Source organism: Pelomonas cellulosilytica (assembly GCF_021353265.1).
Classification (GTDB): domain Bacteria; phylum Pseudomonadota; class Gammaproteobacteria; order Burkholderiales; family Burkholderiaceae_C; genus Pelomonas; species Pelomonas cellulosilytica.
In genome coordinates, this window is sequence record NZ_JAJTWU010000009.1 from 33,741 (window position 1) to 57,238 (window position 23,498).

The 23,498-nt window shown below is 67.8% G+C and carries 23 protein-coding genes and 1 pseudogene; 3 read left to right on the forward strand and 21 right to left on the reverse strand.

From position 1 onward, the window contains the following. Nucleotides 1-7 precede the first annotated feature (7 nt). From LXT13_RS21160 to LXT13_RS21180, 5 genes are read right to left on the reverse strand one after another with little or no spacing between them, the layout of a single operon-like run. Nucleotides 8-1,387, reverse strand: coding sequence for a S1 family peptidase (locus LXT13_RS21160; protein WP_233374182.1), 1,380 nt, complete (start codon nucleotides 1,385-1,387; stop codon nucleotides 8-10). Further along, nucleotides 1,381-2,082, reverse strand: coding sequence for a DUF3025 domain-containing protein (locus tag LXT13_RS21165; RefSeq protein ID WP_233374189.1), 702 nt, complete (start codon nucleotides 2,080-2,082; stop codon nucleotides 1,381-1,383). The genes LXT13_RS21160 and LXT13_RS21165 overlap by 7 nt, the downstream gene beginning before the upstream one ends. Next, nucleotides 2,079-3,245, reverse strand: coding sequence for an NYN domain-containing protein (locus LXT13_RS21170; RefSeq protein WP_233374197.1), 1,167 nt, complete (start codon nucleotides 3,243-3,245; stop codon nucleotides 2,079-2,081). Before LXT13_RS21170 ends, LXT13_RS21165 begins: the two co-directional genes overlap by 4 nt. Further along, nucleotides 3,242-4,276, reverse strand: coding sequence for a dihydroorotase (gene pyrC, locus LXT13_RS21175; protein WP_233374204.1), 1,035 nt, complete (start codon nucleotides 4,274-4,276; stop codon nucleotides 3,242-3,244). Before pyrC ends, LXT13_RS21170 begins: the two co-directional genes overlap by 4 nt. After that, nucleotides 4,273-5,205: a LysR family transcriptional regulator gene (locus LXT13_RS21180; protein ID WP_233374206.1), complete on the reverse strand. Its 933-nt coding sequence runs from the start codon at nucleotides 5,203-5,205 to the stop codon at nucleotides 4,273-4,275. The genes pyrC and LXT13_RS21180 overlap by 4 nt, the downstream gene beginning before the upstream one ends. Before the next feature lie 90 nt (nucleotides 5,206-5,295). Between LXT13_RS21180 and LXT13_RS21185 the strand changes: the two genes are divergently transcribed. Further along, complete coding sequence (locus LXT13_RS21185; protein ID WP_233374218.1) at nucleotides 5,296-6,054, forward strand: SDR family NAD(P)-dependent oxidoreductase; 759 nt, start codon at nucleotides 5,296-5,298, stop codon at nucleotides 6,052-6,054. 37 nt (nucleotides 6,055-6,091) lie between these two features. On the opposite strand, the gene LXT13_RS21190 is transcribed toward LXT13_RS21185, so the two are convergent. From LXT13_RS21190 to LXT13_RS21210, 5 genes are all read right to left on the reverse strand, one after another. Then, nucleotides 6,092-6,826 (reverse strand): amino acid ABC transporter ATP-binding protein, encoded by a 735-nt coding sequence (locus LXT13_RS21190; protein WP_233374219.1) that lies wholly within the window; start codon nucleotides 6,824-6,826, stop codon nucleotides 6,092-6,094. 9 nt (nucleotides 6,827-6,835) lie between these two features. Beyond that, the gene (locus LXT13_RS21195) at nucleotides 6,836-7,501 is read right to left on the reverse strand and encodes an amino acid ABC transporter permease (protein ID WP_233374220.1); all 666 of its coding nucleotides are present in this window, start codon (nucleotides 7,499-7,501) and stop codon (nucleotides 6,836-6,838) included. Beyond that, the gene (locus LXT13_RS21200) at nucleotides 7,501-8,244 is read right to left on the reverse strand and encodes an amino acid ABC transporter permease (RefSeq protein ID WP_233374228.1); all 744 of its coding nucleotides are present in this window, start codon (nucleotides 8,242-8,244) and stop codon (nucleotides 7,501-7,503) included. Before LXT13_RS21200 ends, LXT13_RS21195 begins: the two co-directional genes overlap by 1 nt. A 79-nt stretch (nucleotides 8,245-8,323) precedes the next feature. Continuing rightward, the gene (locus tag LXT13_RS21205; protein WP_233374243.1) at nucleotides 8,324-9,214 is read right to left on the reverse strand and encodes an amino acid ABC transporter substrate-binding protein; all 891 of its coding nucleotides are present in this window, start codon (nucleotides 9,212-9,214) and stop codon (nucleotides 8,324-8,326) included. 108 nt (nucleotides 9,215-9,322) lie between these two features. After that, the gene (locus tag LXT13_RS21210) at nucleotides 9,323-10,240 is read right to left on the reverse strand and encodes a LysR substrate-binding domain-containing protein (RefSeq protein WP_233374258.1); all 918 of its coding nucleotides are present in this window, start codon (nucleotides 10,238-10,240) and stop codon (nucleotides 9,323-9,325) included. A gap of 158 nt (nucleotides 10,241-10,398) precedes the next feature. Here LXT13_RS21210 and LXT13_RS21215 point away from each other — a divergent pair, with 158 nt between their 5' ends. After that, nucleotides 10,399-11,082 carry a hypothetical protein gene (locus tag LXT13_RS21215; protein WP_233374266.1) on the forward strand — a complete coding sequence of 228 codons (684 nt, stop codon included), beginning with the start codon at nucleotides 10,399-10,401 and terminating at the stop codon, nucleotides 11,080-11,082. Between the two features lie 100 nt (nucleotides 11,083-11,182). Further along, nucleotides 11,183-11,353, forward strand: coding sequence for a hypothetical protein (locus LXT13_RS21220; protein WP_233374273.1), 171 nt, complete (start codon nucleotides 11,183-11,185; stop codon nucleotides 11,351-11,353). Nucleotides 11,354-11,406: 53 nt separating this feature from the next. Here LXT13_RS21220 and LXT13_RS21225 read toward each other — a convergent pair whose 3' ends face one another. The 11 genes and pseudogenes from LXT13_RS21225 to LXT13_RS21270 form a co-directional block, all read right to left on the reverse strand. Next, nucleotides 11,407-11,817, reverse strand: coding sequence for a DUF7713 domain-containing protein (locus LXT13_RS21225; protein ID WP_419964703.1), 411 nt, complete (start codon nucleotides 11,815-11,817; stop codon nucleotides 11,407-11,409). A 45-nt stretch (nucleotides 11,818-11,862) separates the two neighbouring features. Further along, a pseudogene (locus LXT13_RS29005) lies at nucleotides 11,863-11,991 on the reverse strand (DUF7685 domain-containing protein); the annotation flags it as partial. Nucleotides 11,992-12,235: 244 nt separating this feature from the next. Further along, a complete protein-coding gene (locus LXT13_RS21230; RefSeq protein ID WP_233374289.1) occupies nucleotides 12,236-12,472 on the reverse strand; it encodes an RES domain-containing protein in 237 nt (78 codons plus the stop codon). Between the two features lie 74 nt (nucleotides 12,473-12,546). Beyond that, complete coding sequence (locus LXT13_RS21235) at nucleotides 12,547-13,755, reverse strand: hybrid sensor histidine kinase/response regulator (RefSeq protein ID WP_233374304.1); 1,209 nt, start codon at nucleotides 13,753-13,755, stop codon at nucleotides 12,547-12,549. Then, a complete protein-coding gene (locus LXT13_RS21240; RefSeq protein WP_233374314.1) occupies nucleotides 13,752-14,345 on the reverse strand; it encodes a chemotaxis protein CheB in 594 nt (197 codons plus the stop codon). The genes LXT13_RS21235 and LXT13_RS21240 overlap by 4 nt, the downstream gene beginning before the upstream one ends. Next, nucleotides 14,342-15,160, reverse strand: coding sequence for a CheR family methyltransferase (locus LXT13_RS21245; protein ID WP_233374315.1), 819 nt, complete (start codon nucleotides 15,158-15,160; stop codon nucleotides 14,342-14,344). The genes LXT13_RS21240 and LXT13_RS21245 overlap by 4 nt, the downstream gene beginning before the upstream one ends. Nucleotides 15,161-15,208: 48 nt before the next feature. Then, nucleotides 15,209-18,697, reverse strand: a complete 3,489-nt coding sequence (locus LXT13_RS21250; protein WP_233374316.1) for a response regulator — start codon at nucleotides 18,695-18,697, stop codon at nucleotides 15,209-15,211. Nucleotides 18,698-18,843: 146 nt separating this feature from the next. Next, nucleotides 18,844-19,188 (reverse strand): response regulator, encoded by a 345-nt coding sequence (locus LXT13_RS21255; RefSeq protein ID WP_233374317.1) that lies wholly within the window; start codon nucleotides 19,186-19,188, stop codon nucleotides 18,844-18,846. A 213-nt stretch (nucleotides 19,189-19,401) separates the two neighbouring features. After that, on the reverse strand, nucleotides 19,402-19,950 hold the full coding sequence (locus tag LXT13_RS21260; RefSeq protein WP_233374318.1) for a hypothetical protein: 549 nt from the start codon (nucleotides 19,948-19,950) through the stop codon (nucleotides 19,402-19,404). A gap of 124 nt (nucleotides 19,951-20,074) precedes the next feature. After that, nucleotides 20,075-22,573: a DNA ligase D gene (ligD, locus tag LXT13_RS21265; protein ID WP_233374319.1), complete on the reverse strand. Its 2,499-nt coding sequence runs from the start codon at nucleotides 22,571-22,573 to the stop codon at nucleotides 20,075-20,077. Nucleotides 22,574-22,700: 127 nt separating this feature from the next. Continuing rightward, the gene (locus tag LXT13_RS21270) at nucleotides 22,701-23,495 is read right to left on the reverse strand and encodes a tetratricopeptide repeat protein (RefSeq protein WP_233374320.1); all 795 of its coding nucleotides are present in this window, start codon (nucleotides 23,493-23,495) and stop codon (nucleotides 22,701-22,703) included. Nucleotides 23,496-23,498 lie beyond the last annotated feature (3 nt).

Here is a 23,498-nt window from a genome sequence, read left to right on the forward strand (position 1 = left end):
GGAGGCATCACTTCGCCTTGTTGTTCGTCCACGCGAAGCCCTCCAGGTAGTGCGCCGCGAGCTTGAGCGCGTTGTCGAAGCTGACGCCGCGGGCGTCGAAGCGGCCCAGCGCACCTTGGGTGGACGCGTCCACCGTCGTCACGAGCACGCTGAGGTCGTGCAAGCCTTCCAGCTTGCGGTAAGCGCGCAGGCAGACGACGGCGCGCAGCGGCAGGCCGTCGCGGTCGACGAACTGCTCCTTGCAATACGGCGCCGTGCGCGACTTGTCGGCCAGGCCCAGGCGTTCGTTGCGGAAGCTGGCCGAGTACTGCCGCGCGAAGCGCAGCGCGCCAAGCTTGCTGCCGTTGTAGGCCTCGTGGCTCATGTCGAGCCAGCCGGTCTGCAGGCTGCCGCTGACGAAGAGCGCATGGTCCATGCGGCACTGCGAGCGCTCGAAGTCCAGCCCCTTGCTGTCGGCCGCGTTGCCGCGGCCCCAGCAACGCATGAAGTCCTGCTTGGGCACCGGCAGCCGGTAGCGGTCGTTGTTGGCGCTCTCCCAGGGCAACGCGAGGAAGCGCGTCACCAGCTCGTCCTGATAGGCCGTCAGCTGGTCGCGCAGCCGGCCCCAGGCGGCCGTGCGGATCGGCTTGGCAGCGAGGCTGCGCTTGACGAGGCTCTCGGCGAACTCACCCGGCACGAGGAAGCTGACCTGCTGCGCGAACAGCAGCGTCGACACGTTGACGCCGACGACGTAGCCGTCCTCGTCCAGCACCGGGCCGCCGCTCATGCCGGGGTTGATGCCGCCGGCGTAGTAGATGAGGGGGTCGAAGCTGCGCTCGACCAGCCCGTTGTAGTTGCCCTCGACGACGGCAAAGGCCACGTCGTGCGGGTTGCCCATCGAGTAGATGCGCTCGCCCTTGGCCAGCGGCTGGCTCTGCGGGCGGAACTGCAGTGCGCCGCGCCCCTTCAGGCCGCCGCCCTTGCCGTCTTCCACCGCGCGCAGCAGTGCAAGGTCGCGGCGGGCATCGAAGTCCAACAGCTCCAGCGCGCCGCCCTGGCCGTCGGTCGTCGCATAGCGCAGCCGGTAGCTTTCGGGCTCCAGCGCGAACTGGCTGACCACGTGGTAGTTCGTGACGATGTGGCCGTCGTTGCTGACGAGAAAACCTGAACCGACGGACGCCTGGCTGTCCTGCGTCTTCAGCAGCGTGCGGATCTGCAGCAACTGGCCCTTGCTGCGCTCGTACAGGCGCCGGGCGCTGGCAGACACGGTTGGGGCCGGCTGCGCTGCGGTGGGCGGCGCGGCCGGGGCCGGGGCCGACGCGGCGGGCGGTGGCGACTGCGCGCCGGCGGCAAATGCCAGGCCGGCCAGCAGCAGGCCCGGCAGGGACTTCAGACAGGACTTCAGCAAGCGAGACCTCCCATGGAGGGCGCCGATGCTAGCCGCTTTGCACGGAAGACCTGGGCATCGGCATAGAAGCCGCGTGACGCATTCGCCGGCCACCAGCCGGGAATGCCCAGCACCGGCAGCGGCGGCAGGTCGGCCGGCGCCAGCGCCGCGGGCAGCACGGGGGCATTGACGTCGTCCACCAGCAGCGCGCGGGCGCAGAGGGCTTTGCGTGGCGCGAGCAGCTTTTCGAGCAACGCATGGCCGACGATGAGGGCTTGTGCGCTGCGCCACAGCTCGCGGTGGCCGACGAAGAGGGCAGCCCAATCCTGCGCGCGAAGCGCCTGCCGCAGCGGCGCCGGCGCACTCAGCAGCAGGCCGCTTTCGTCCAGCAGCGTCAGCGCGTCGCGCAGCGGGCCGCGCCGGCCCGGCGTTGCCGGCGGGGCGGCCATGTGTGCGCGATTGAGCGCCGCCTTGAAGCCCGGGCAGCGCAGCCAGACGAGGCCGTTGAACAGGTCATGCGCGTTGTCGCGCGTGGGCACGCGGCCGGTGGCGGCCACGTGCTGCTCGTAGCCGCCGCTGCGCGGGCCGTCGGGCTCGAAGCGCTCATGGCCCAGCGCTGCGGCCACCTGCTCACCTGCCGCGAGCCGGGCCAGGACCGGCGTGGCGACCTCGCGGTAGGGCGCGAACCAGGGTTGGGCCCAGTCGGGCGCGATCAAGTGGCGAAGCGCACCTGGTTTGGCTGCTTGGCCGGCTGCAGCTGGAAGGCGTGCGGATGCTTGCGGAACAGCTTGGTCGACGGCGCGGACTTGGCCAGGAGGCCGGCGTCCTTCAGCACCTTGGCGGCGGCGCCAAGGTCGTGCCACTGGCCGTCGGCCAGCTTGGGCAGCAGCGCCAGCACGGCGTTGATCTCCTTGGCGGCGGCCACCTGCGGGTCGTCAGCGGTGGTCGTCGGCGCCTTGGCGGGGGCACGCGCCGCTGGCTTGGGCGTCGGAGCTGCGGCCGGTGCGGCTTCTGCCGGCGACTCGGCCGCGGTGGAGGCCTTCACGGCGGCCTTCGTTTCGAGCCTGACATCACGCTTGGCCGCACCCTTGGCGGTCGGCTTGCCGTCGGCTTTTGCGGCCGTCTTGCGTGCCGCCTTGCCGGCCGGCTTGGCCGGCGCGGCGGCCTCGACAGGCTCTGCCGCCGGGGGCGGTGCTGCGGGAGCGGTTGACGGGAGCGCCACCGCCTCCATGGCCGGCGGCGGTAAAGCGACCAGCAGCGCCGCGTCGTCGGCGACCGGCGCTGCCGGCAACGCGACGGAGGCCTCGCCACGCGGCGGGCGGGCTGCCGGGCCGCCACGAGGCGGCTCGACCTGCGGGCGGCCAGGGCCCGCACCGCGGCCGCCACTGCGGCGCGCGTTGCGGCCACCACCCGTCGGCTTTGCGGGGGCGCTGTCGCGGGCCGCGCGGCCCGTGCCGTGCGCCAGCTCGTTGAACTGGTCGTAGATCTGGATGACGCCGTCGCCCGTCTTGCCGTACTGGCCGAAGCCGCGCAGCCAGGCGCCCTTCTCGCGCAGCCGCAGCACCAACGGCGCAAAGTCGCTGTCCGACGACACGAGCACGATGACGTCGGGCTTCTCGGTGATGGCCAGGTCCACCGCGTCGGCGGCCAGCGCGATGTCCGTCGAGTTCTTGCCGATGGCCAGGTTGACGATCGCGCGCAGGCCCAGCCGCTTCAGGAAGTTCTGCTCGCGCAGCGCCTGCTCGGCGTTGCAATAGGCGCGGCGGATGTGGGCCGCGCCGTAGTCCTTGAACACCATGGCCAGCGCCTGCTCGATGACGTCGGTGGCGACGTTGTCGAAGTCGACGAGGAAGGCGACTTTCTTGCCGGATGCGTTCATGCCTGCAGTTTCCAGTTCAGGGTGTCGCCGCCGCGCAGCGGCTTGAGTTGCGCCTCGCCGAAGGGCACGGCCTCGGGCAGCGTCCACGTCTCGCGCTTGAGCGTGACGGTGCCGGTGTTGCGCGGCAGGCCGTAGAAATCGGGGCCGTGGTGGCCGGCGAAGGCGTCGAGCTTGTCGAGTGCGCCGATGGCCTCGAACGCCTCGGCATACAGCTCCAGCGCCGACACGGCCGTGAAACAGCCGGCGCCGCACACCGAGTTCTCCTTCAGCTGCGCCGCATGCGGGGCGCTGTCGGTGCCGAGGAAGAACTTCGGCAGGCCTGATGCGGCGGCCTTCAGCAGCGCCTGACGGTGCTCCTCGCGCTTGAGCACGGGCAGGCAGTAGTAGTGCGGGCGCAGGCCACCGGTGAAGATGGCGTTGCGGTTGTAGAGCAGGTGCTGCGGCGTGATCGTCGCGGCCGTGAAGCGGTCGCTGTCGGTCACGTACTGCGCGGCTTCCTGGGTCGTGATGTGCTCGAACACGACCTTCAGCTCGGGCATGGCCGCGCGCAGCGGCGTCATGACGCGGTCGACGAAGACGGCCTCGCGGTCGAAGATGTCGATGTCGCCGTCAGTGACCTCGCCGTGCACGAGGAACAGCAGGCCCTCGCGCTGCATCGCCTCCAGCGTCTTGTAGGTCTTGCGGATGTCCGTCACGCCGGCATCGCTGTTGGTCGTCGCGCCGGCCGGGTAGAGCTTCAGGGCCACGACGCCGGCGTCCTTGGCGCGCTTGATCTCGTCCGGCGGCGTGTTGTCCGTCAGGTACATCGTCATCAGCGGCTGAAAGTCCGAGCCTGCCGGTCGTGCGGCCAGGATGCGCTCGCGGTAGGCGAGGGCCTGCGCGGCGGTCGTGACCGGCGGTCGCAGGTTGGGCATGACGATGGCGCGTGCGAACTGGCGCGCGGTGTACGGCAGCACGCTGGCCAGCGCGGCATCGTCGCGCAGGTGCAGGTGCCAGTCGTCCGGGCGGGTGAGGGTGAGCGTGTCGGTCATGGGGCGGGATTGTCGTCGGCCAGGTGGGCGCCGAGCAGGCCGGTCAGCCAGTCCATGAACACGCGCACCCGCCGCGGCGTGTGGCGGCGCTGGCTCATGACCAGCTGCACCGGCAGCGGCGCCGGTTCGTGGCCCGGCAGCAGCCGCACCAGCCGCCCGTCGGCGACGGCCGCGCGTAGCCCGACGCAGGGCGCCTGCACGATGCCCATGCCGGCCAGCGCCGCAGCCTCATAGGCGTCGGTGTGGTTGACGCTGACGCGCGCGGGCAGCACCACGCTGTGCGGCTGCCCGGCAGCGTCAACCCAGTCGAAGCGCGCCCGGCGGTCCGCCCAGGTCTGGCTGTAGTGCACGAGCTGATGGTTGTGTGCGACGAGGTCCTCAGGCGTCCGCGGGGTGCCATGCGAGGCGAGGTAGGCGGGGCTGGCAACGTTCACCATGCGCAGTTGTCCCAGCGGCTTGGCCACCAGCATCGGGTCGTGAACGGCACCGACGCGCAGCACGCAGTCGAACCCTTCCTCGACGAGGTCCACGCGCCGGTCGGTGCAGCTCAGTTCAACCTGCAGGCCGGCGTGTTCGGCCAGGAAGTGCGGCAGCGCCGGCATCACCACGTCCAGCGCGAGGCGCACCGGCAGGTCCACGCGCAGCCGGCCGCCGAGCTGCTGGTCCTGCTGGAACAGCGCCTCGATCTCGGCCGCGTCTGCCACCAGCGAGCGGGCGCGCTCGGCCAGCAGCTCGCCGTCCGGCGTAAGGCTGACGCGTCGCGTCGTCCGCTGGAACAGCCGCGTGCCGAGCTGGGTCTCCAGGTCACGCACGATCTGGCTGACGCGGCCCTTGGGCAGTCCCAGCTCATCGGCCGCGCGGCTGAAATGTGCCAGCTCGGCGACCTGCAGGAAGACGCGCAGCGCGGACAAGTCCAAATTGTTCGACATTAAGTGAACAGTAAGTTCAATACAATGGACTTTATCGCATATGAAGTGAACAATAGAGTCTGTTCCGTCCCATCACTCACGGAACTGAACATGACCTCCCCCTCTCTCACGCTGATCACCGGCGGCAGCCGCGGCCTCGGTGCAGCGATGGCGCTGGCCCTGGCACGCGACGGCCACGACATCCTGCTGACCTACCGCGAAGCCGCCGGCGCAGCTGAAGCGATCACCGCGCAAATCCGGTCGCTGGGCCGCCGCGCACTGGCGCTGCCACTGGACGTGGCTGACACGGCGGGCTTTCCCGCCTTCGTCGAGCAGGTCCGCCAGGTCCTGCAGGCCTGGGGCGCCCACCGGCTGGACGGCCTCGTCAACAACGCCGGCGCTGGCGCCTATGCTGCTTTCGCCGACACGACGCCCGCCCAGTTCGACACCATGTTGGCCGTCCACCTGAGAGGCCCGTTCTTCCTGACGCAGGCGCTGCTGCCGCTGCTCGCCGACGGCGCGCGCATCCTGAACATCTCCAGCGGCCTGGCCCGCTTCACGATTCCCGGCTACGGCGCGTATGCGGCGATGAAGGGGGCGGTCGAGGTGCTGAGCCGCTACCAGGCCAGGGAACTTGCGGCGCGCGGCATCCGCGTCAACACGCTGGCGCCGGGCGCCGTTGCGACCGACTTCGGCGGCGGTGCCGTGCGCGACGATGCGCAGCTGAATGCGTTCATCGCGTCGGTCACGGCGCTGGCCCGCGTCGGCGAGCCCGACGACATCGGCGGTGCCGCGGCCGCGCTGATGCGCCCGGGCGCGGGCTGGATCACCGGCCAGCGCGTGGAGGCTTCGGGCGGAATGTTCCTCTGACGCTGACAGGACGAGGCCCGCATCGGCGGGCCTCGTTTCAGTGTTGCAGGATCTTGGCGAGGAAGTCCTTGGCCCGAGGCGAGCGCTCCTCGGGCTTGCCGAAGAAGTCGGCGCTGGTGCAGTCCTCGATGATCTTGCCGGCGTCCATGAAGATGACGCGGTTGCTGACGCGTTTAGCGAAGCCCATCTCGTGCGTCACGCACATCATCGTCATGCCCTCCTGCGCGAGCTTGACCATGACATCCAGCACTTCGCCCACCATCTCCGGGTCCAGCGCCGACGTGGGTTCGTCGAACAGCATGACGATGGGGTCCATCGATAGCGCCCGCGCGATGGCCACGCGCTGCTGCTGGCCGCCGGACAGCTGGCCGGGGAATTTGTCCTTGTGCGCGGACAGGCCCACGCGGTCCAGCATCTTCAAGCCGCGCGCTTTGGCGTCATCGGCCGAGCGGCCCAGCACCTTGACCTGGGCGATGGTCAGGTTCTCCGTCACCGACAGGTGCGGGAAAAGCTCGAAATGCTGGAACACCATACCCACGCGCGAGCGCAGCTTGGGCAGGTTGGTCTTGGGGTCTGCGATGGAGATGCCGTCAACGACGATGTCACCCTTCTGGAAGGGCTCCAGCGCGTTGACCGTCTTGATCAGCGTCGACTTGCCCGAGCCCGACGGCCCGCAGACGACGACGACCTCGCCCTTCTTGATGGAGGTGGTGCAGTCGGTCAGCACCTGGAAGCTGCCGTACCACTTGGAGACGTTCTTGATGTCGATCACGGCTGATCCTTATCGAATGATGGCGATCTTCTTCTGCAGCTCGCGCACCAGGCGCGACAGGCCGAAGCAGATGACGAAGTAGACGACGGCGGCGACGAGGTAGGTCTCGACCGGGCGGTTGAAGTTCTTGCCGGCGACCTCGAAGCCCTTGAGCAGGTCGTATTCGCCGACCGCATAGACCAGCGACGTGTCCTGGAACAGGATGATGGTCTGTGTCAGCAGTACCGGCAGCATGTTGCGGAAGGCCTGCGGCAGCACGACGAGCTTCATCGTCTGGCTGTAGCTCATGCCGAGCGCGTAGCCGGCATTCACCTGGCCGCGCGAGACGGACTGGATGCCCGCACGCATGATCTCGGAGTAGTACGTCGCCTCGAACAGCGTGAACGTGATGAGGGCCGACATCTGTCCGCCCAGCGGCCCGAGCAGCTTGGGAATCAGCAGGAAGAACCACAGGATCACCATCACCAGCGGGATGGAGCGCAGCGTGTCGACGTAGAGGGCCGCCGGCGCCGACAGCCACTTGTGGCTGGACAGCCGCATCATCGCCAGCAGCGTGCCCAGCACGATGCCGCCGACCATGGCGACCAGCGTCAGCTGGATGGAGAACCAGAAGCCCTTAGCGACGAAGCTCTGGATGACCGCCCAGTTCAGGAAGGAGTAGTCGAGGTTCAGCATCACTTGGCTCCCACCTGGCCCGGGATGCGCACGCGCGCCTCGATGAACTTGGCGATGCGGTTGATCGCGAAGGCCGAGATGAAGTACAGCAGCGTGACGGGGATGAAGATCTCCTCGAAATGAGACGTCTCCTCGGACGCCTGCTGCGCGAACTGCGCCAGCTCCGGGATGCTGACGGCGAAGGCCACAGCCGAGTTCTTGACGATGTTCATGCTCTCGCTCGTCAGCGGCGGGATGACGATGCGGAAGGCCATCGGCAGCAGCACGAATCGGTAGGTCTGCGGCAGCGTCATGCCCAGCGCCTGGCCCGCGAAGCGCTGGCCGCGCGGCAGCGTGTTGATGCCGGCCTTGACCTGCTCGCCGATGCGAGCGCTGGTGAAGAAGCCCAGCGCAAAGACCACCAGCACCGACGGCGGCACCGCGTCGCGCAGCGGAGGGATCAGCGCCGGCAGCACGTGGTACCAGAGGAAGACCTGCACCAGCAGCGGGATGTTGCGGAACAGCTCCGTCCAGACCTCACCGAAGCGCGCCAGCCATCGGTTCGGCGCCGTGCGCGCGATGCCGATCGCCGAACCCACGATCAATGCCAGCACCAGTGCCAGCAGCGAGACGCTCACCGTCCAGCCCCAGGCACCCAGCATCCATTGCAGGTACGTCTGCTCCTTGCCGCCGGGGCCGAAGCAGCCGGCCACGGCCTCTCCCGTCGCGGTGTCATTGCAGTAGAACTGCCAGTCCCAACTCATGCGCCTCTCCTCAAGCCTCTCGCCTAAAGCAAAGCGGGTGCCAGGCACCCGCTTTGCGGTCTTCAGATGGACTCGCGAATCACTTCTTCGCGTAGTCCTCCATCGGCTTGTCGTTCGGGTTGGCCCAGGCGTCCTTGGTCGCTTGCGACAGCGGCAGGCCGATCTTGGTGTTGGTCGGCGGGATGGGCTGCATGAACCACTTGTCGTAGGTCTTGGCCAGCTCGCCCGACTTCATCATGGCCTTGATGCTGTCGTCCACGGCCTTCTTGAAGGCAGGGTCGTCCTTGCGCATCATGATGGCGATCGGCTCGACCGAAAGCACCTCGCCGACGATCTTGAAGTCTGCCGGGTTCTTGGACGTCGCGATGTTCTTGGCCAGGATGGAGCCGTCCATCACGAAGGCGTCAGCGCGGCCGGAGTCCAGCAGCAGGAAGCTGTCGGCGTGGTCCTTGCCGAACACTTCCTTGAAGTCCACGCCCGTCGCGCGCTCGTGCTTGCGCAGTGTCTGCACCGAAGTCGTGCCGGTGGTCGTCGCCACCGTCTTGCCGTTGAGCTGGTTGATCGACGTGATGCCGGACTTGGCCTTCACGGCGATGCGCACTTCCTCGACGTAGGTCGTCACGGCGAAGGCCACGTCCTTCTGGCGGGCGACGTTGTTCGTCGTCGAGCCGCATTCCAGATCCACCGTGCCGTTGACCGTCAGCGGGATGCGGTTGGCCGACGTGACCGGCTGGTACTTGACCGTCAGGCTGCTCAGGCCCAGCTGGCGGCGGATGTCGCGGATGACCTGCTCGCAGACATCGATGTGATAGCCGACGTACTTGCCGTCGCCGATGGTGTAGGACAGGCCGGAGGACTCGCGTACCCCCATCGTGATGGTGCCGCTGTCCTTGATCTTCTTCAGGGTGTCTTCGGCGTGGACGGCGGTGAGGCTGGCGAGCAGCGCCGCGGCGAGCAGGACTTTCTTCATGGGAACTCCAACAACGTCAAGTGAATGTCAAAAACGGGCATGAGCAGACCACGATGCATGCGCCCTCCGAATACGGGTTTACGCGATGCATGCACAGTGGCCATGACCTCATGCCGAGGACGCAAGATAGTCCCACAGTGCTTGCGCGGCCGCCTTGGGCCGGCGCGACTGCCCTGGCCGCTCGCGGTAGATGCGCAATTCCATCGTGGCGCTGAAGCTACCAGGCGGCGCGGCGGGCACCAGGCGGCCGTCGGCCAGTTCCTTCTGCACCGAGCTGGCCGGCAGGAAGGCCAGACCGTGCCCTTCCAGCGCCATCGCCTTCAGGCCCTCGGCCATGTCGGTCTCGTAGATCGCGTCGAGGTTGAGCGCGCAGTCGGCCTCCTTGGCGATCAGCTCCACCAGCCGGCCCAGGTATGCGCCGGCTGCGTAGCTGAGGAAGGGGATCTTTTGTCCGGGGCGACCGGGGAGATGGAACAGCGGGCGGCCGCGGCCGTCTGCCTTGGCGTAGGCTGACAGCGTCTCCTGGCCCAGCGATGCCATTTGGTAGCGCTCCGGGTCCAGCTGCAGCGGCTGGCTGGCGTGGTGGTAGACCAGCAGCAGATCGCAGTTGCCTTCGCTCAGCTGCAGCATCGCATCGTGCACGTTGGCCGCGTTGAGCCGGCATTTGACCGGCCCGAAACCCCGGCGCAGGCCCATCAGCCAGTGCGGAAAGAACGAGAACGCCAGCGAATGCGGCACGGCGAACTCGATCATGTCCTGATCGGACGCCTGGTGGCTGCGCAGCATGTTGCGCGTGGCCTGTAGGTTGCCGAGCAACTCGACAGCCTGGGCGAGCAGCGTGGTGCCGGCGGCCGTCAGCCGCGTGGGGTAGGACGAACGGTCGACGAGATCGACACCTGCCCAGGCCTCCAGCGCCTGGATGCGGCGGGAGAACGCCGGCTGCGTCACGTGCCGCAACTGGGCCGACCGGGAAAAGCTGCGGGTCTCGGCCAGGCTGACGAAGTCTTCAAGCCACTTGGTTTCCACCCAGGGCAGTGTAGCCAGGCCCTGCCGTGGTGCTCGCGGGCGAAGATGAAGGGGCGAGGCCCCCTTAACTGAAGGGGCGGCTTGGGGCCGATTTTCACAGGGGCTTGTTTACAGTTGTGAACAAATTCTCATCCACTCGATCCCACACGGAGAACGCCATGCGCGTCATCAGCAAGTTCCTGGCTCTGCTCGTTGCGGCCGCATTGCAGCCGGCGGTCGCTGGCGTGGTGTCCCTGGACTTCGAAGACCTCAAGGTCAACGCGGCGGATCCCAACGACCTGGGCATCGTGGAGTTGCTGGATCGCTACAAGTCCTCCGGTTTCGGTTTCTCTGCTGGCGCCTGGGGGGTCGTTTCCGCCGGTTGCGGTGGCGCATACGCATTCGGCCCGCACCTCGCAGGGACCTGCAGCAGCCTGTTGGTGGCGGGCGATCCGCTCCAGTCGCCTGGCTCGACGTCGCCGTTGTTCACGCTGGACTTCGCCAGCGGCTTCGTGGCTGACTCGTCCCTCTACTTCTCGGCACTCCCCAGCGCGCGCGCGTCGATTGCCGTCTTTGACGATGTCGGCGGTAAGGGCAACCAGCTCGCCGAGTTCTCGGGTCTGGCCGGCTCGATCTGCTCGACGGGCGACCGTTTCTGTACCTGGGATGTGCTGGACCTCAAGTTCGTTGGAACGGCGCGTTCTATCGTCGTCTCGGCCGCCGACCAGTCGTTGATGATCGATGACATTCGGCTGAATCAGGCGTCCACTTCGCCGGGCCCGCTGCCGGAACCGGCCAGCCTGGCGCTGGCGGTTGGCGCCCTAGGAGCGCTGGGCTGGACGCGCAAGCGCGTCCGCGGCTGAGCTTGCGCCTGTTCCTCCAAGAAAGGCCCGCTTCGGCGGGCCTTTCTTATGGGGCTCGGTTATGAGTAGCTGTTGCCCTGGGTGACGAATCGACAAGGCCGTGTTCACGGACGTCGTCGAAGCCACCGACTGGTTCCCCAACGAGCTGCAGGCATCGTTGCTGCGGCTCATCAAGGCCGGGATCGCTGTGGATCTCGGCGACGCCAACTCGAAGCACCGGTCGAAGCCGTCGCACATCGACAAGCTGGGCGAACGCCTGAACCTGGCATAGGGCAGGCCTCGCCACCGCATGGAAATTACCTTGGGGTGCCGGCGTCCGACGGGTCAGGTCTCTTCGCTGCGATCGAGGAACTGCAGCTTGAACTGCCAGCCTTCGAAGGTCGACACCATCCGACCGAGTTCATCCCACGAGACTTCGCGACCATCGATGACCACCATCGGGACACCAAGCCGCTCGTCGGGGTCGCTGTCGATGGTGCCGCGCAAGATGAGGCGATCGTTCACCTGCAGACCGTGCTCGGTGTCTTCCACATGAGTGAGAGCAAGCGCCCTCCGCATCTTGGCGATCAGCTTGCCAAGCAGAGCCAGCGGATCCTCGTCCGGCTCCCCGACGACCTGAAACCGATACCCAGCCGGGCAACCATCACGCAGCTCGAACGCGTCGAGCGCAACGCCTGGACCGAACAGGTGTGTCCGAAACCGAAACTCGTGTTCGAGGCCTCGCGCGTCGATCATGCGGACAGGCTCGAACGCCACGTGTTTGAAGCCCTGCATACCAAGTTCGGCGGCGACGGTCTCATTGAAGCAACGACTGCAGAGCAGTCTGTATCCACATTCCATGGAGCCGTAGTTGACGGTCTCGTGGGCAACGGTGGGCTGGCGGCAGCTTTCGCACGGTGTCGGTTTCATAACTAGTAAGTCTCGGTGCAGTCGCAGATCAGATGGAGAACAGCGTGCGTTGCGGGGGGTGACAGGATCTAGTTACGCACTCGCAGACAGGCATGCCGACTTCCCGCATCTTCCTCGGTGGCAAAACGCCGAGTAGAGACGCAGAGTGCTCTGCAGCAGTGGGTCGGCCGAGCTCGTCATCGTTCACCTCCTCGTTGGTTGTGGTCGTCATCGGTCAAGTTCGAGGGTGGTCCGTCACTCGGAGCTAAGGCGCCAGCATGATCTGGCCTCCACGGCTCGCCGTGGCCAGCGCCTGGTCCATCGAGTCATCTGCCAGGACCAGCGCTTTGCGCCAGACCCGCTTGAAGCTCCTCAGGCCAGCACCAAACACGACGAGGCAGTCTTGGCCGTGGTGCTGCGCGGAGCGGTAGACAATGCCCTCAAAGCCTTCTGCCCCGACGGCCTTGCCAATTTCAACGCTGAGTCGTTGATCTACCAGCATGCTGGCAACCGCCGCTCATAGGCGATGGGCTGGGCCCAGCCTGGTGCGGGCGCGTTAGGCGCCCACGGCGACGCTCAACGCGGCGTGAGCGGCAGCAGCACCTCGAAGCAGGCGCCCTGGCCCGGCTGGCTGCACACCGTGATGCGCCCGCCGTGGGCCTTCACGAACTGCTGGCTGATGTAGAGCCCCAGGCCCATGCCGGGCGAGCGGCCTGCCGTGGGCAGGCGCTCGAACTGCTGGAAGATGCGGTCCTGGTCGGCCGCCGGGATGCCCATGCCCTGGTCTCGCACGGCCAGCCGGGCAAGCCCGTCTTCGGCCAATCCGGCTTCGACCTCGACCGGCTTGCCTTCGCCGTAGCGCAGCGCGTTGCTAAGCAGGTTGACGAGCACCTGCGCGACGCGGCTGTCGTCCCATTCGCCCACGATGTCCGGCTGCGCCTTCAGCGTCAGCAGCACCGGCCGGTCGCCCTGCTGGAACTGGCTCTCGAAATCGGCCACGACGCGTTGCGCCAGGTCGCCCAGGTTGGTTGGCTGCGGGCGGATGGACAGGCGGCCATGCTGCAGGCGCGCGATGTCGAGCAAGTCCTCGATAAGTCGCGTCATGCTGCGGACCTGGCGCGTGTCCTTGTCGACCATGGCCTGCAGGCGTTCGGGCGTAAACCAGGCCACGTCGCCGCGGTCCAGCCTCTGCTGGCGCATGATGGCCTCGAGCGACATCACGCCCAGCGGCGTGCGCAGTTCGTGCGACACCATGGACATGAACTCATCGCGCATCTTCAGCGCGCGCTGCAGTTCGGCCTGCGTCTGCTGCAGCGCGTCTACCAGCCTTTGCTGCTCCGCCCGTGCGGCTTCCAGCTCGACGAGCTGGCGCTGCAGCTCCCGGCTCTGGGCGTGCAGCTCGGTGAAGACGCGCACCTTGCTCCTGACGGCATGGGCATCCAGCGGCTTGTAGAGGAAGTCCACCGCGCCGTTTTCGTAGCCGCGGAAGGTGTAGCCCTGGTCACGGTCGGCGGCGCTGACGAAGACGATGGGCAGGTGCCGCGTGCGCGAGCTGCCGCGGATCAGCTCGGCAAGCTCGAAGCCTGACATGCCGGGCATCTGCACATCCAGCAAGGCCAGCGCGAACTCATGCTCCAGCAGCAGCGATAGCGCCTCCTGGCCGGACTGCGCCGTGTGCACCCGCACGCGGTCCTCGCTCAGCAGCGCCTGCAGCGCCAGCAGGTTCTCGGGCAGGTCGTCGACGATGAGAATGCGGGCGACGTCGGCGGAGGGGGGCGCACTCACGCTGCGCCTCGCTTGGCGGCCAGCTGCAGCAGCATGGGGGCGATTTCCTTCAGCGGCAGGATGTGGTGTGGCCGGCAGCGCGCGATCGCGGCCTCGGGCATGGTGGCGATCTCGGCGTCCTCGGGCTGCTGCACGATCGTCAGCCCACCGACGGCGTGGATGGCGGCCATGCCCTCGGCACCGTCCACGTTGGCGCCCGTCAGCAGCACGCCCGCCAGCGAGGGTCCATAGGCTTCGGCGGCCGAGGTCATCAGCACATCGATGGACGGTCGGGCGAAGCTCACCGGCGGTTCGTTGCTGTAGGCGAAGCTGTGGTCAGGGTCGATCAGCAGATGGTAGTCCGGCCCAGGCACGTAGAGGACGCCCGGCTGCACCGGCTCCTTGTCGCGCGGCTCGCGTACCGGCAGGGCCACGTGGTGTGCCAGCACGCTGGCGAGCTGGCTCTCGTGTCGCGGCAGCAGGTGCAGCAGCGCGACGATCGGCAGGCTGTAGTGCGCTGGCAGCGGCCCCAGCAGCGCCAGCAGTGCCGCCACACCGCCAGCCGACGCGCCGACGACGATGAGCTCGATGGGGACGCGTCGCGGGCTCATCGTTTGCGGAACAGACGCTCGCGCTGCGCGACCGGCTCGAAGGCGACGCCGTGGGCGCTGAAGTCGAGACTCTCCTTGCTGCCCAGCCCGAGGAAGCCGCGATGGCACAGCGACTGCGCGAACAGGCCGATGGCGCGGTCCTGCAGCGAGCGGTTGAAGTAGATCAGCACGTTGCGGCAGCAGATCAGCTGGGTCTCGGAGAACACGTGGTCGGTCGCCAGGCTGTGGTCGGCGAAGGTCACGCGGCGGCTCAGCTCGCGGTCGAAGCGGGCCGCGCCGTAGGCCGCGGTGTAGTAGTCGGAGAAGCCGTTCGTGCCGCCGGCCGCCTGGTAGTTGCGCGTGTACAGCTGCAGGTCGGCCAGTGGGAAGATGCCCTGGCGTGCACGCTCCAGCGCGGCCGGATTGATGTCCGTGGCGTAGATGATGCTGCGCTCCAGCAGCTGCTCCTCGTGCAGCAGGATGGCCAGCGAATAGACCTCTTCGCCGCTGGCACAGCCGGCGACCCAGATCTTCAGCGACGGGTAGGTGTGCAGCACCGGCATCACCTGCTGCCTCAGCGCCAGAAAGAACTCGGGTTCGCGGAACATCTCCGTGAACGGCACCGTGAGGATCTCCAGCAGCTGAGCGAAGGTGAGCGGGTCGCGCAGCACACGGCCCTGCAGGTCGGAGATGGACTCGCAGCCTAGCTGCTGCACGGCATGCAGCACGCGGCGTTTCTGCGACGCGCCGGAGTACTCGCGGAAGTCGTGGTTGTAGCGCGTGTAGATCGCCTCCATCAGCAGGCGCACTTCCAGGTCGATGAGCGCCTGTGGCATCAGAAGCCCCTCGCCCTGCGCTCGGCCCGCAACTTCGTGGATGCCATGTCAGTTCCGCTCGAGGCCCGGCAGCCACACGCGCAGCAGCGAGATCAGCCGGTCCAGCTCAATGGGCTTGGCGAGGTAGTCGTTGCAGCCGGCCTTGCGGCACTGCTCCTGGTCGTCACGCATGGCCTTGGCAGTGATGGCGATGACGGGCAGCTTCTGCCAGCGAGCGTCGGCGCGGATGCGGCGCGTGGCTTCCAGGCCGTCCATGACCGGCATCATCACGTCCATCAGCACGATGTCGATGTCGGTCTGCGCTTCCAGCTTCTCCAGCGCCTCGACGCCGTTGCGCGCCGGCTCCACGGTGAGGCCGCGCTGCTCCAGCAGGCTGGTCAGCGCGAACACGTTGCGCATGTCGTCATCCACCAGCAGCACCTTGCGGCCCTCGAAGACCTGTTCCCGGTTGCGAGCCGCACGCAACAGGTCGCGTCGCTCGCCGCTCATGCGGGACTCCACGCGATGCAGGAACAGCGTCACCTCGTCCAGCAGCCGTTCCGGCGAGCGGGCGCCCTTGATGATGATGGAGCGCGAGTAGCGATTGAGTTCGGCCTCCTCATCGCGGCTGAGGTGGCGTCCGGTGTAGACGATGACCGGCGGCAGCGTGATGTCGCTGCCGCGCGCTGCCATGCGGGCCAGCAGCTCGCTGCCGTCCATATCCGGCAGCTTCAGGTCGGTGATCATGCAGTCGAAATGCTGCTCGTCCAGCAGGCGCAGCGCTTGTTCGCCGCGCTCCACGGCCACCACCTCGATGTCGTCGTCGCCGATGAGCTGCGCGATGCTCTCGCGCTGGCGGGCGTCGTCCTCCACCAGCAACAGCCGGCGCACCTCGTCGGCGCCGTGGCGCTCGAGCTTGCGGAAGATCGCGATGAGCTCCTCCCGCGTCGTCGGCTTGATCGCGGTGCCCACCGCGCCCAGCGGCAGCGCGACGTCGCGGAAGTCCTCGCCGGCGACGACGTGGACCGGGATATGGCGCGTGCGCGGGTTCTCCTTGAGCCGTTCCAGCACCGCGAGGCCGGACCCGTCGGGCAGCCGCACATCGAGCAGGATGGCCTGCGGCAGGTGCGTGTTGGCCAGCTCCAGCGCCTCGCTGCCGTGCGTGGCGACTAGGCAGCGGTACTGCATCTCGTGGGCGAGGTCATAGAGGATGCCGGCGAAGGGCAGGTCGTCTTCCACCACCAGCGCCAGGCGCTGCGGAGGCGTGTCGCTGGCGAGCTCCCGGCGGTCGTCCGCGAAGGCCGGCGGCGCGTCGATGCGCGGCGCGGCTGGCGCGGCGGCGACCGGGGTGGTCACCGGTGCGGGCGGCGGGACCTGGGCCTGGCGGAATGCCGCATGTGACGCGTCCGCCGCCATGCGCAGCGGCAACGTCAAAGTGAACTGGCTGCCCTGGCCCTCGGTGCTGCTGAGTTGGATGTCGCCGCCCAGCAGTGCGGCCAGCTGGCGAGAGATGGACAGCCCAAGCCCCGTGCCGCCGTAACGTCGATTCAACGCGCCATCGCCTTGCTGGAAGGCCTCGAAGACCCGCTGCTGCTGCGCAGCCGGGATGCCGATACCCGTGTCGCTGACGATGAACGCCACGCCTGCCGGCCGGGGTTCCATGCGCAGCGTCACCGACCCCTTGTCGGTGAACTTGATCGCGTTGGACAACAGGTTGCGCAGGATCTGCTCGGCACGCTGGGCGTCGGTCAGGACGGTGTCCGGCAGGCCCGGCGCCTGCTCGATCGCGAAGGCCAGGCGCTTCTCCTGCGCGAGCGGTTCGAAGGTCCGCTTCATTGCGTCGGCCAACGTGTCCAGCGGCATCGGTCGCGGGTCGATCTCCAACTTGCCGGCTTCCACCTTGGACAGGTCCAGGATGTCGTTGATCAGCGTCAGCAGGTCCTGGCCGGCGGCGTGGATGGTGCGTGCGAAGCGCAGCTGCTCTTCGGTCAGCGTGCCCGGCTTGTTGTCGGCCAGCAGCTTGGAGAGGATCAGCGAGCTGTTCAGCGGCGTGCGCAGCTCGTGGCTCATGTTCGCGAGGAACTCCGACTTGTAGCGGCTGGCCCGTTGCAGCTCCTGTGCATGCTCCTTGAGCGCGGCCTGGGCCTGGTTCAGCGCCTCATTGCGTCGCGACAGCGCCTCGGACTGCTCGGCCAACTGCACGTTGGTCTGCTCCAGCTCCGCGCGCTGCTGCTCCAACTGCAGCTGCGACTCCGCCAGCACGCGTGATTGCTCGCTGAGCTCTTCGTTGGCCGTCCGCAGCTCCTCCTGCTGGGTCTGCAGCTCTTCTTGCTGCACCTGCAGCTCCTCGTTCAACTGGCGTGTCTCTTCCAGCGACAGCTGCAGCCGTTCCCGATTCGCCGCCGCGTTCAACAGCGCGCCCAGCGGCTCCTGGAACTGCGCGAGCAGCGCCATCGCCCGCTCGTCCGGTGGCTGCAGGAAGCCGAGTTCCAATACGGCGTTGACCTCACCTTCATGCACCGCCGGCAGCAGCACGACCTCCTGCGGCAGCATGTCGCCCAGCGTGGTGGCCACCTTCAGGAAGCCCGCCTGCAAGCCCGGCAGCCGCCTCAGGCGGCCGTCCTGCCATGCCTGCGCGGCCAGCCCCGCATCGGCGTCCGCGATCGTTGCATCATCGAGCCGCACGCCGTGGGCGGCGGTGCGCTGCAGCCGGCCGTCGGTATCGCGTGCGAAGGCGGCGGACACGACGGCGCCGATGCGCTCGGCCAGGAAGTCCAGCGTCCGAATGCAGATTGCAGCAGCCCTGCGCTCGCCGGCCAGCTGATTGGCGAGGTCGGCCTGCGCGCCGCGCAACCAGGCGCGCGCCTCGCTCTCTCGGCCGCTCTCGCGCATGCGGCCAAGCGCCTCGCCGTAGTCGCGCGAGAGCTGACGAATGTCGCGTTGCCCGGCCCAGGCAATGCCGCCGCTGATCACCAGCAGCAGGCTGATGTAGCTGGCCACGGCCGTCCAGGTGCTGTTTTCGGCTTCCTCGCGACGTTCCCGCAGCAGGCGTGATTCGGTGTCCATGAACACGCGCAGTTCGCGCCGCATCTCGTCGAACAGCTGTTTGCCCCGCTCCGAGCGAACGACCCGTTCCACCGCCTCGCCCCGGCGCCGCATCGAGATGACTTCGCTCGCGTAGCCGTCCCAGCGCTCCGCCAGCGCGCCGATGCGACGCAGCCGGTCCACCTGCGCGACGTTGTCGGCCGCGAGCGCTTGCGCCTCGCGCAGTTCGCTGCCGAACTTCGCCTGCGCGAGCGAGTACGGCGCCAGGAAGCTTTCCTCGCCGCTGAGCAGGAAGCCGCGCATGCCGCTCTCCTGGTCGGCCAGCAGCGTCGAGAGGTCCTGACCCTTGGCGATGACGCGGTGGGTGTGGTCCACCCAGTTCAGTAGCCCGATCAGATGCCAGAGCAGACCCACGAACACGACGATGCCCGCCAGTCCCATGACCAGCGGGAGCGCGAGGTTGCGAAAGAGAATGCGGCGGAATTGGGCGGTGTCCTCAGCGGTCTCGGTCATGGCCTGCCTTGTTGTTCGATGTGGCCGGCGCGCCGCGCGCGCGCGTCAGGCTCGCAACTCCGCAAGAGCTGTGCTCAACGGCACAGAGCTCATGTGCTTCGGCAGCGGAATGGGCGATACGGCGGTCGGTAAGGATTGCCGGTAAATCAGGTGCGCGGCGGAAAAAACCGCCTCAGGCTTTCTTGCGACAACGGCTTGCTCAGCACGTGGTCCACACCGGCCGCCATGGCCTCGTTGTGCGCCTTGTCGCCGCTGCGCCCGGTCACGGCAATCAGCACGAGTTCCGAGCCATGGGCCGCGCGCAGGCGCTTGCTCAACTCGCAGCCGTCGAAATCCGGCAAACCGAGATCCAGCAGCGCGCAGACCGGCTGGTATTCGCTGACGGCCGTGATGGCGTCTTGCGCAGTGCGTGCAACGCGCACGCTGTAGCCGTCGAACTGCAACAGGCTGCTCAGGGTTTCACAGGTATCGGCGTCGTCATCGACCAGCACGACGCGGATGTCCTCGCTCGACATGATGCTGCTCCTCACGCCCGGCTCGTCGCGCCAGACGGTTCCCAAGAATGCGGTGTGGACACCGCTTGTAACGGTGCTGTAGGAGCAAGTCGCGTGCCTGCGAAGGAAAGAGGGGCAGGGCGACGCCTGTCGTCCTACCCCGCTGCTGCTGCGAACTTGGAGCGGTGCGGTCGCACCGCCCGCGCAACGTTATTGGAAGTAGCGCGCCTTGGCGCTCGCCTGACAGCTGTCTTTGGCGTCGCCGGACAGCGAATCACAGCGTTCGTTGGCGGCCTTGTAGTCGGCCTTCAGCTTGGCTTCCATCTGGTCGTTCTGGGCCTCGGCAATGGCCTTGTTGGCCTTCAGGTCGGCCTTGGCTTTGTCATGCGCGGCCTTGGCATCGGCCATGCAGACGTCCTTGCCGTTGCCCGATTTGTCGTCGCACATCTCCTTGGCGAGCTTGTACTTCGCCTCGTAGCGGGCCTCGAGGTAGTCGTTGCGGTCCTTCGTCGTGCCGGTGTACTGGTACTCGAGGTGGGCCAGCGCCACCTTCTCCTGGCCCTTCGCACGCTCGACGCAGACATCCTTGGCATTGCCCGACAGCTTGTCGCAGCCGTCGCGTTCGGTCTTGAACATCGCCTTGACTTCATCTTTGGCGGCCGAGTAGACCGGCTTGGTCAGGTTGGCCGACGCGGCACCCGCCATGCCGGCGAGGATGACGGCGAGCAGCAGGCGGGGGGACGTGTTTCGGGTCGTCATGGGTTCTCCTTCGAGTTGGTGGAAGTCATGGCACCGGGCGTGCCGGTTGCCTGAATCGAAGGTTAGGAAGAAGCGACTGTGTGGCCTGTCGGCGGCGCTTCCTGAACGCCGTCGGACAAAGCCGTCAGCGCATCAGCCTTTTGGTCGCCGTCGTCAGCGTCTGGCGTGTTTTCCAATACGCGGCCCAGGGGTCGCTGCCGGACGCGAACGACAGGTACTCGCGCGCGGTGCGCACGGTCCAGTGGGCGCCGCCCTTCAATGTCGGTAGCTGCTCCCAGTCCACCGGCATCGACACGCCCAGTCCCGGCCGCGCGCGGGCCGTGAAGGCGGCAGCGGTCGTCTGTGCATGGCCGTTGCGCAGGTAGTCGATAAAGATGCGCCCTTCGCGGCGGCCGGCTCCGCTTTTGGCGACGAAGCGCTGAGGAATTGTTCTTGCCATGTGCTCTGCCGCACCATGCGAGAAAGCCTTCACTGCCTCGCTGCCGAGCCGCGGTGCCAGCGGGACGACGACGTGCAGCCCCTTGCCGCCGCTGGTCTTCAGCCAGCTCTTCAGGCCCAGCTCTTCCAGCAGCGTGCGCATCAGCAACGCGGCTTCCTGCAACTGGGCCCAGGCCACACCTTCGCCAGGGTCCAGGTCGAAAACGACTCGGTCCGGCCGGTCGATGTGCTTCACCGTGGAGTTCCAGGTGTGGAACTCCACGACGTTCATCTGCGTCGCGCCCAACAGCCCTTCGACCGTGTCGATGGCCAGCAGTGGCGCATGGTCGGGCCAAAGCTCGGCCGCCAGTTCGACAACGCCCGGCATGCGGGTCTCAGAATGCTTCTGGAAGAACAGCTGTCCCTCGATGCCCTGCGGCGCGCGGACGAGCGACACCGGCCGCTGGCGCAGGTGCGGCAGCATCCACTCGGCGACGCTCTCGTAGTAATGGACGAGGTCGATCTTGCGCAGGCCGGTGGTGCGGTCGATGACGCGGTCGGGATGCGTGACGCCTGTGGCCGTGGCGCGGGCCGCGGATGGCGCGGCGGCCTGCTCGCGCACGATGGCGCTGGCGGGCTTGTCGCTGCGCACGCCGCGGAAGCTGGCATGGCGGATGTGCCCATCCGGCGTCCACTCGCCGAAGGCCACTTCGACCACCGTCACCGGCTTCACCCAGTGTTCGCTGCCGCGCTGGCGCTTGCTCCAGCGGCCCGGCGCCAGTTCCTCGGGGTCGAGCGGGGGTGTCTTCGTCTGCAGCGCCGTCAGCTGCCGGTGCAGCTCACGCCCCTGCGCCGTCGCCCAGCCGGTGCCGACCGAGCCGGCTGAGCGCAGGCGGCCGTTCTCGTGGTAGCCCAACATCAGCGCGCCGACCTCGCCGGGCGAATTGGCGCGGTCAGTGAAGCCGATGACGACGAACTCCTGACGCCGCTGGCACTTGAGCTTCACCCACGTGTCGCTGCGGCGCGTGACGTAGGCGCTGTCGGCGCGCTTGAGAATGACGCCCTCCATGCCGAGGCGGCAGGCCGCCGCGAGCACTTGAGACGGCGGCGCGGGGAGCGCCTCGCTGAAGCGGATATGTGCGTTGCCGTGGTCCGCCAGCACGCCTTGCAGCAAGGCGCGACGGCTGCGCAGCGGCGCGGCCCGCAGGTCGCGCCCGCCGTGGAAGGGCAGGTCGAACAGGAAGTAGACGACGTCCTGCGTCCGCGCGTTGTCGATCGCGTTCTGCAGGCGGTTGAAGTCCGGCACGCCCTCATCATTGAGCATGACGATCTCTCCGTCATACCAACCGGCGCCGGGCTTGAGGGCCTGGAGGGCGTCCGCGATGGGTTGCAGCCGCGCGGTCCAGTCATGGCCTGCGCGTGTGACGAGGCGCGCCTTGCCCCCTGACACTCGCGCCAGCATGCGGTAGCCGTCGAACTTGTTCTCGACGATCCAGTCACCGTCGGCCGGTGCAGTGGACGTCAGTGTTGCGAGCTGGGGCGATAGCGCTTCGGGCAGCGCCGCTCTGACGGCGCGAGACAGGTCGGGTGCGGAGTCGTCTGCCGGCGATGCCGCATGCTCGTCACGGTCTTCGGCGAGGCCCAGCGGCTTCTCGGTGATGCTGTCCGGCAGTGCGGTGATGACGTCGTATTCGGCGCTCGGCCGCGCCCAGGCGTCGCCGCGCTTCTTCAGCAGCAGCCAGTGGTCCTGCTTGAACTGCCCGGGTTTGGAGATACGCACCAGTTCCCACAGTCCGGCGAGCTTCTGGCCGTGCAGCTGGAAGACCAGCTTGCCCTTCGCCAGCCCCTCGCGCGCGTCACCCACGGGCTCCCAGGTGCCCCGGTCCCAGAGGATGACGGTACCGGCGCCGTAATGGCCCTTGGGGATGCTGCCCTCGAAGTCGTTGTAGCTGACCGGATGGTCTTCCACGTGGATGGCCATCGCCTTGACAGCGGGGTCGAAGCTGGGGCCCTTGGGCACGGCCCAGCTGAGCATGACGCCGTCGAATTCCAGGCGGAAGTCGTAGTGCAGTCGGGAAGCCCAGTGCTTCTGAATGACGAAGGTGCGGCCTTTGGTTTTCTTGCGTGACGGCTGGCCGGCGGGTTCGGGCGTGGCCGTGAAGTCGCGCTTGGCGTTGTAGCTGGACAGAGGCCGCTCAGCCTTCATCGTGCGCTCTCCGTTTGGTGGTGATGCACTGCGGGGGCTGCCACGGCAGAGTATGGTGTCCGCGCGAATCTGCGACTGGGCCTCGCCACCAAGCCAAAGCAACGAGCAAGGGCAGCACGCACGTTCACTACGCCCCCGCCCGCCGATAGGCATTCAAGTGCCGCAGCGAACCCGGGTGGTCGCCCAGCTTGTCCAGCAACACCCCCAGGTTGAAGTGCGCATCCGCAAGCGCCGGGTCCAGCGCCAATGCCCGCTCATAGGCGGCGACCGCCTGATGGGGCCGCCCCACGTCTTCCAACGCCGTCGCCCGATTGAAATGGATCAATGCCGACGGCTCGCAGTGGTCCAGCGCCTGCTCGTACAGCGCCACCGCCTCTTCACAGCGCTGCGCCTCGCACAGCAGCGCGCCCAGGTTGATGTAGGCGGCCGCGCAGCACACCTCCATCGCCAGCACGCGGCGGTAGGCCGCTTCGGCCGCGGCGGTGTCGCTGGCCTCGAGGCGCACGGCCTCGTGCAGCCAGTCGGCGGCATCGCGCTCGGTTGCAGCTCGCAACGGCTCCACGGCTGCAGCGTCGGGCTCGTCGTCGAAGAGCAGCAGCGCCTGGCCGGTGTACGCGTCCAGCCGGCGGTCGGCGAGGTGCAGCGCCACGCCGCCGGCATGCGGGCGCAGCCGCACGCCTGACAGAGGCGCCTCGGTGAGCGATGCCTTGACCTGCCGCAACGCCTGCAGCACCTTGCGCGGTGGCACGCCGGCCGCATGCAGCGCGTGCGCCGTGCGGCCCACCACCACATCCTGGTGACTGAAGCGCTGGCCACCCGCCGAGCCGAGCAACCCCTGCTCGACGAGCCGCGCCAGGAAGCGCGGAGTCAGGCCGGTCAGCCGCAGCGCCTGCCGCAGCGGGTAGGTCGCCTCGCCACCCATCGG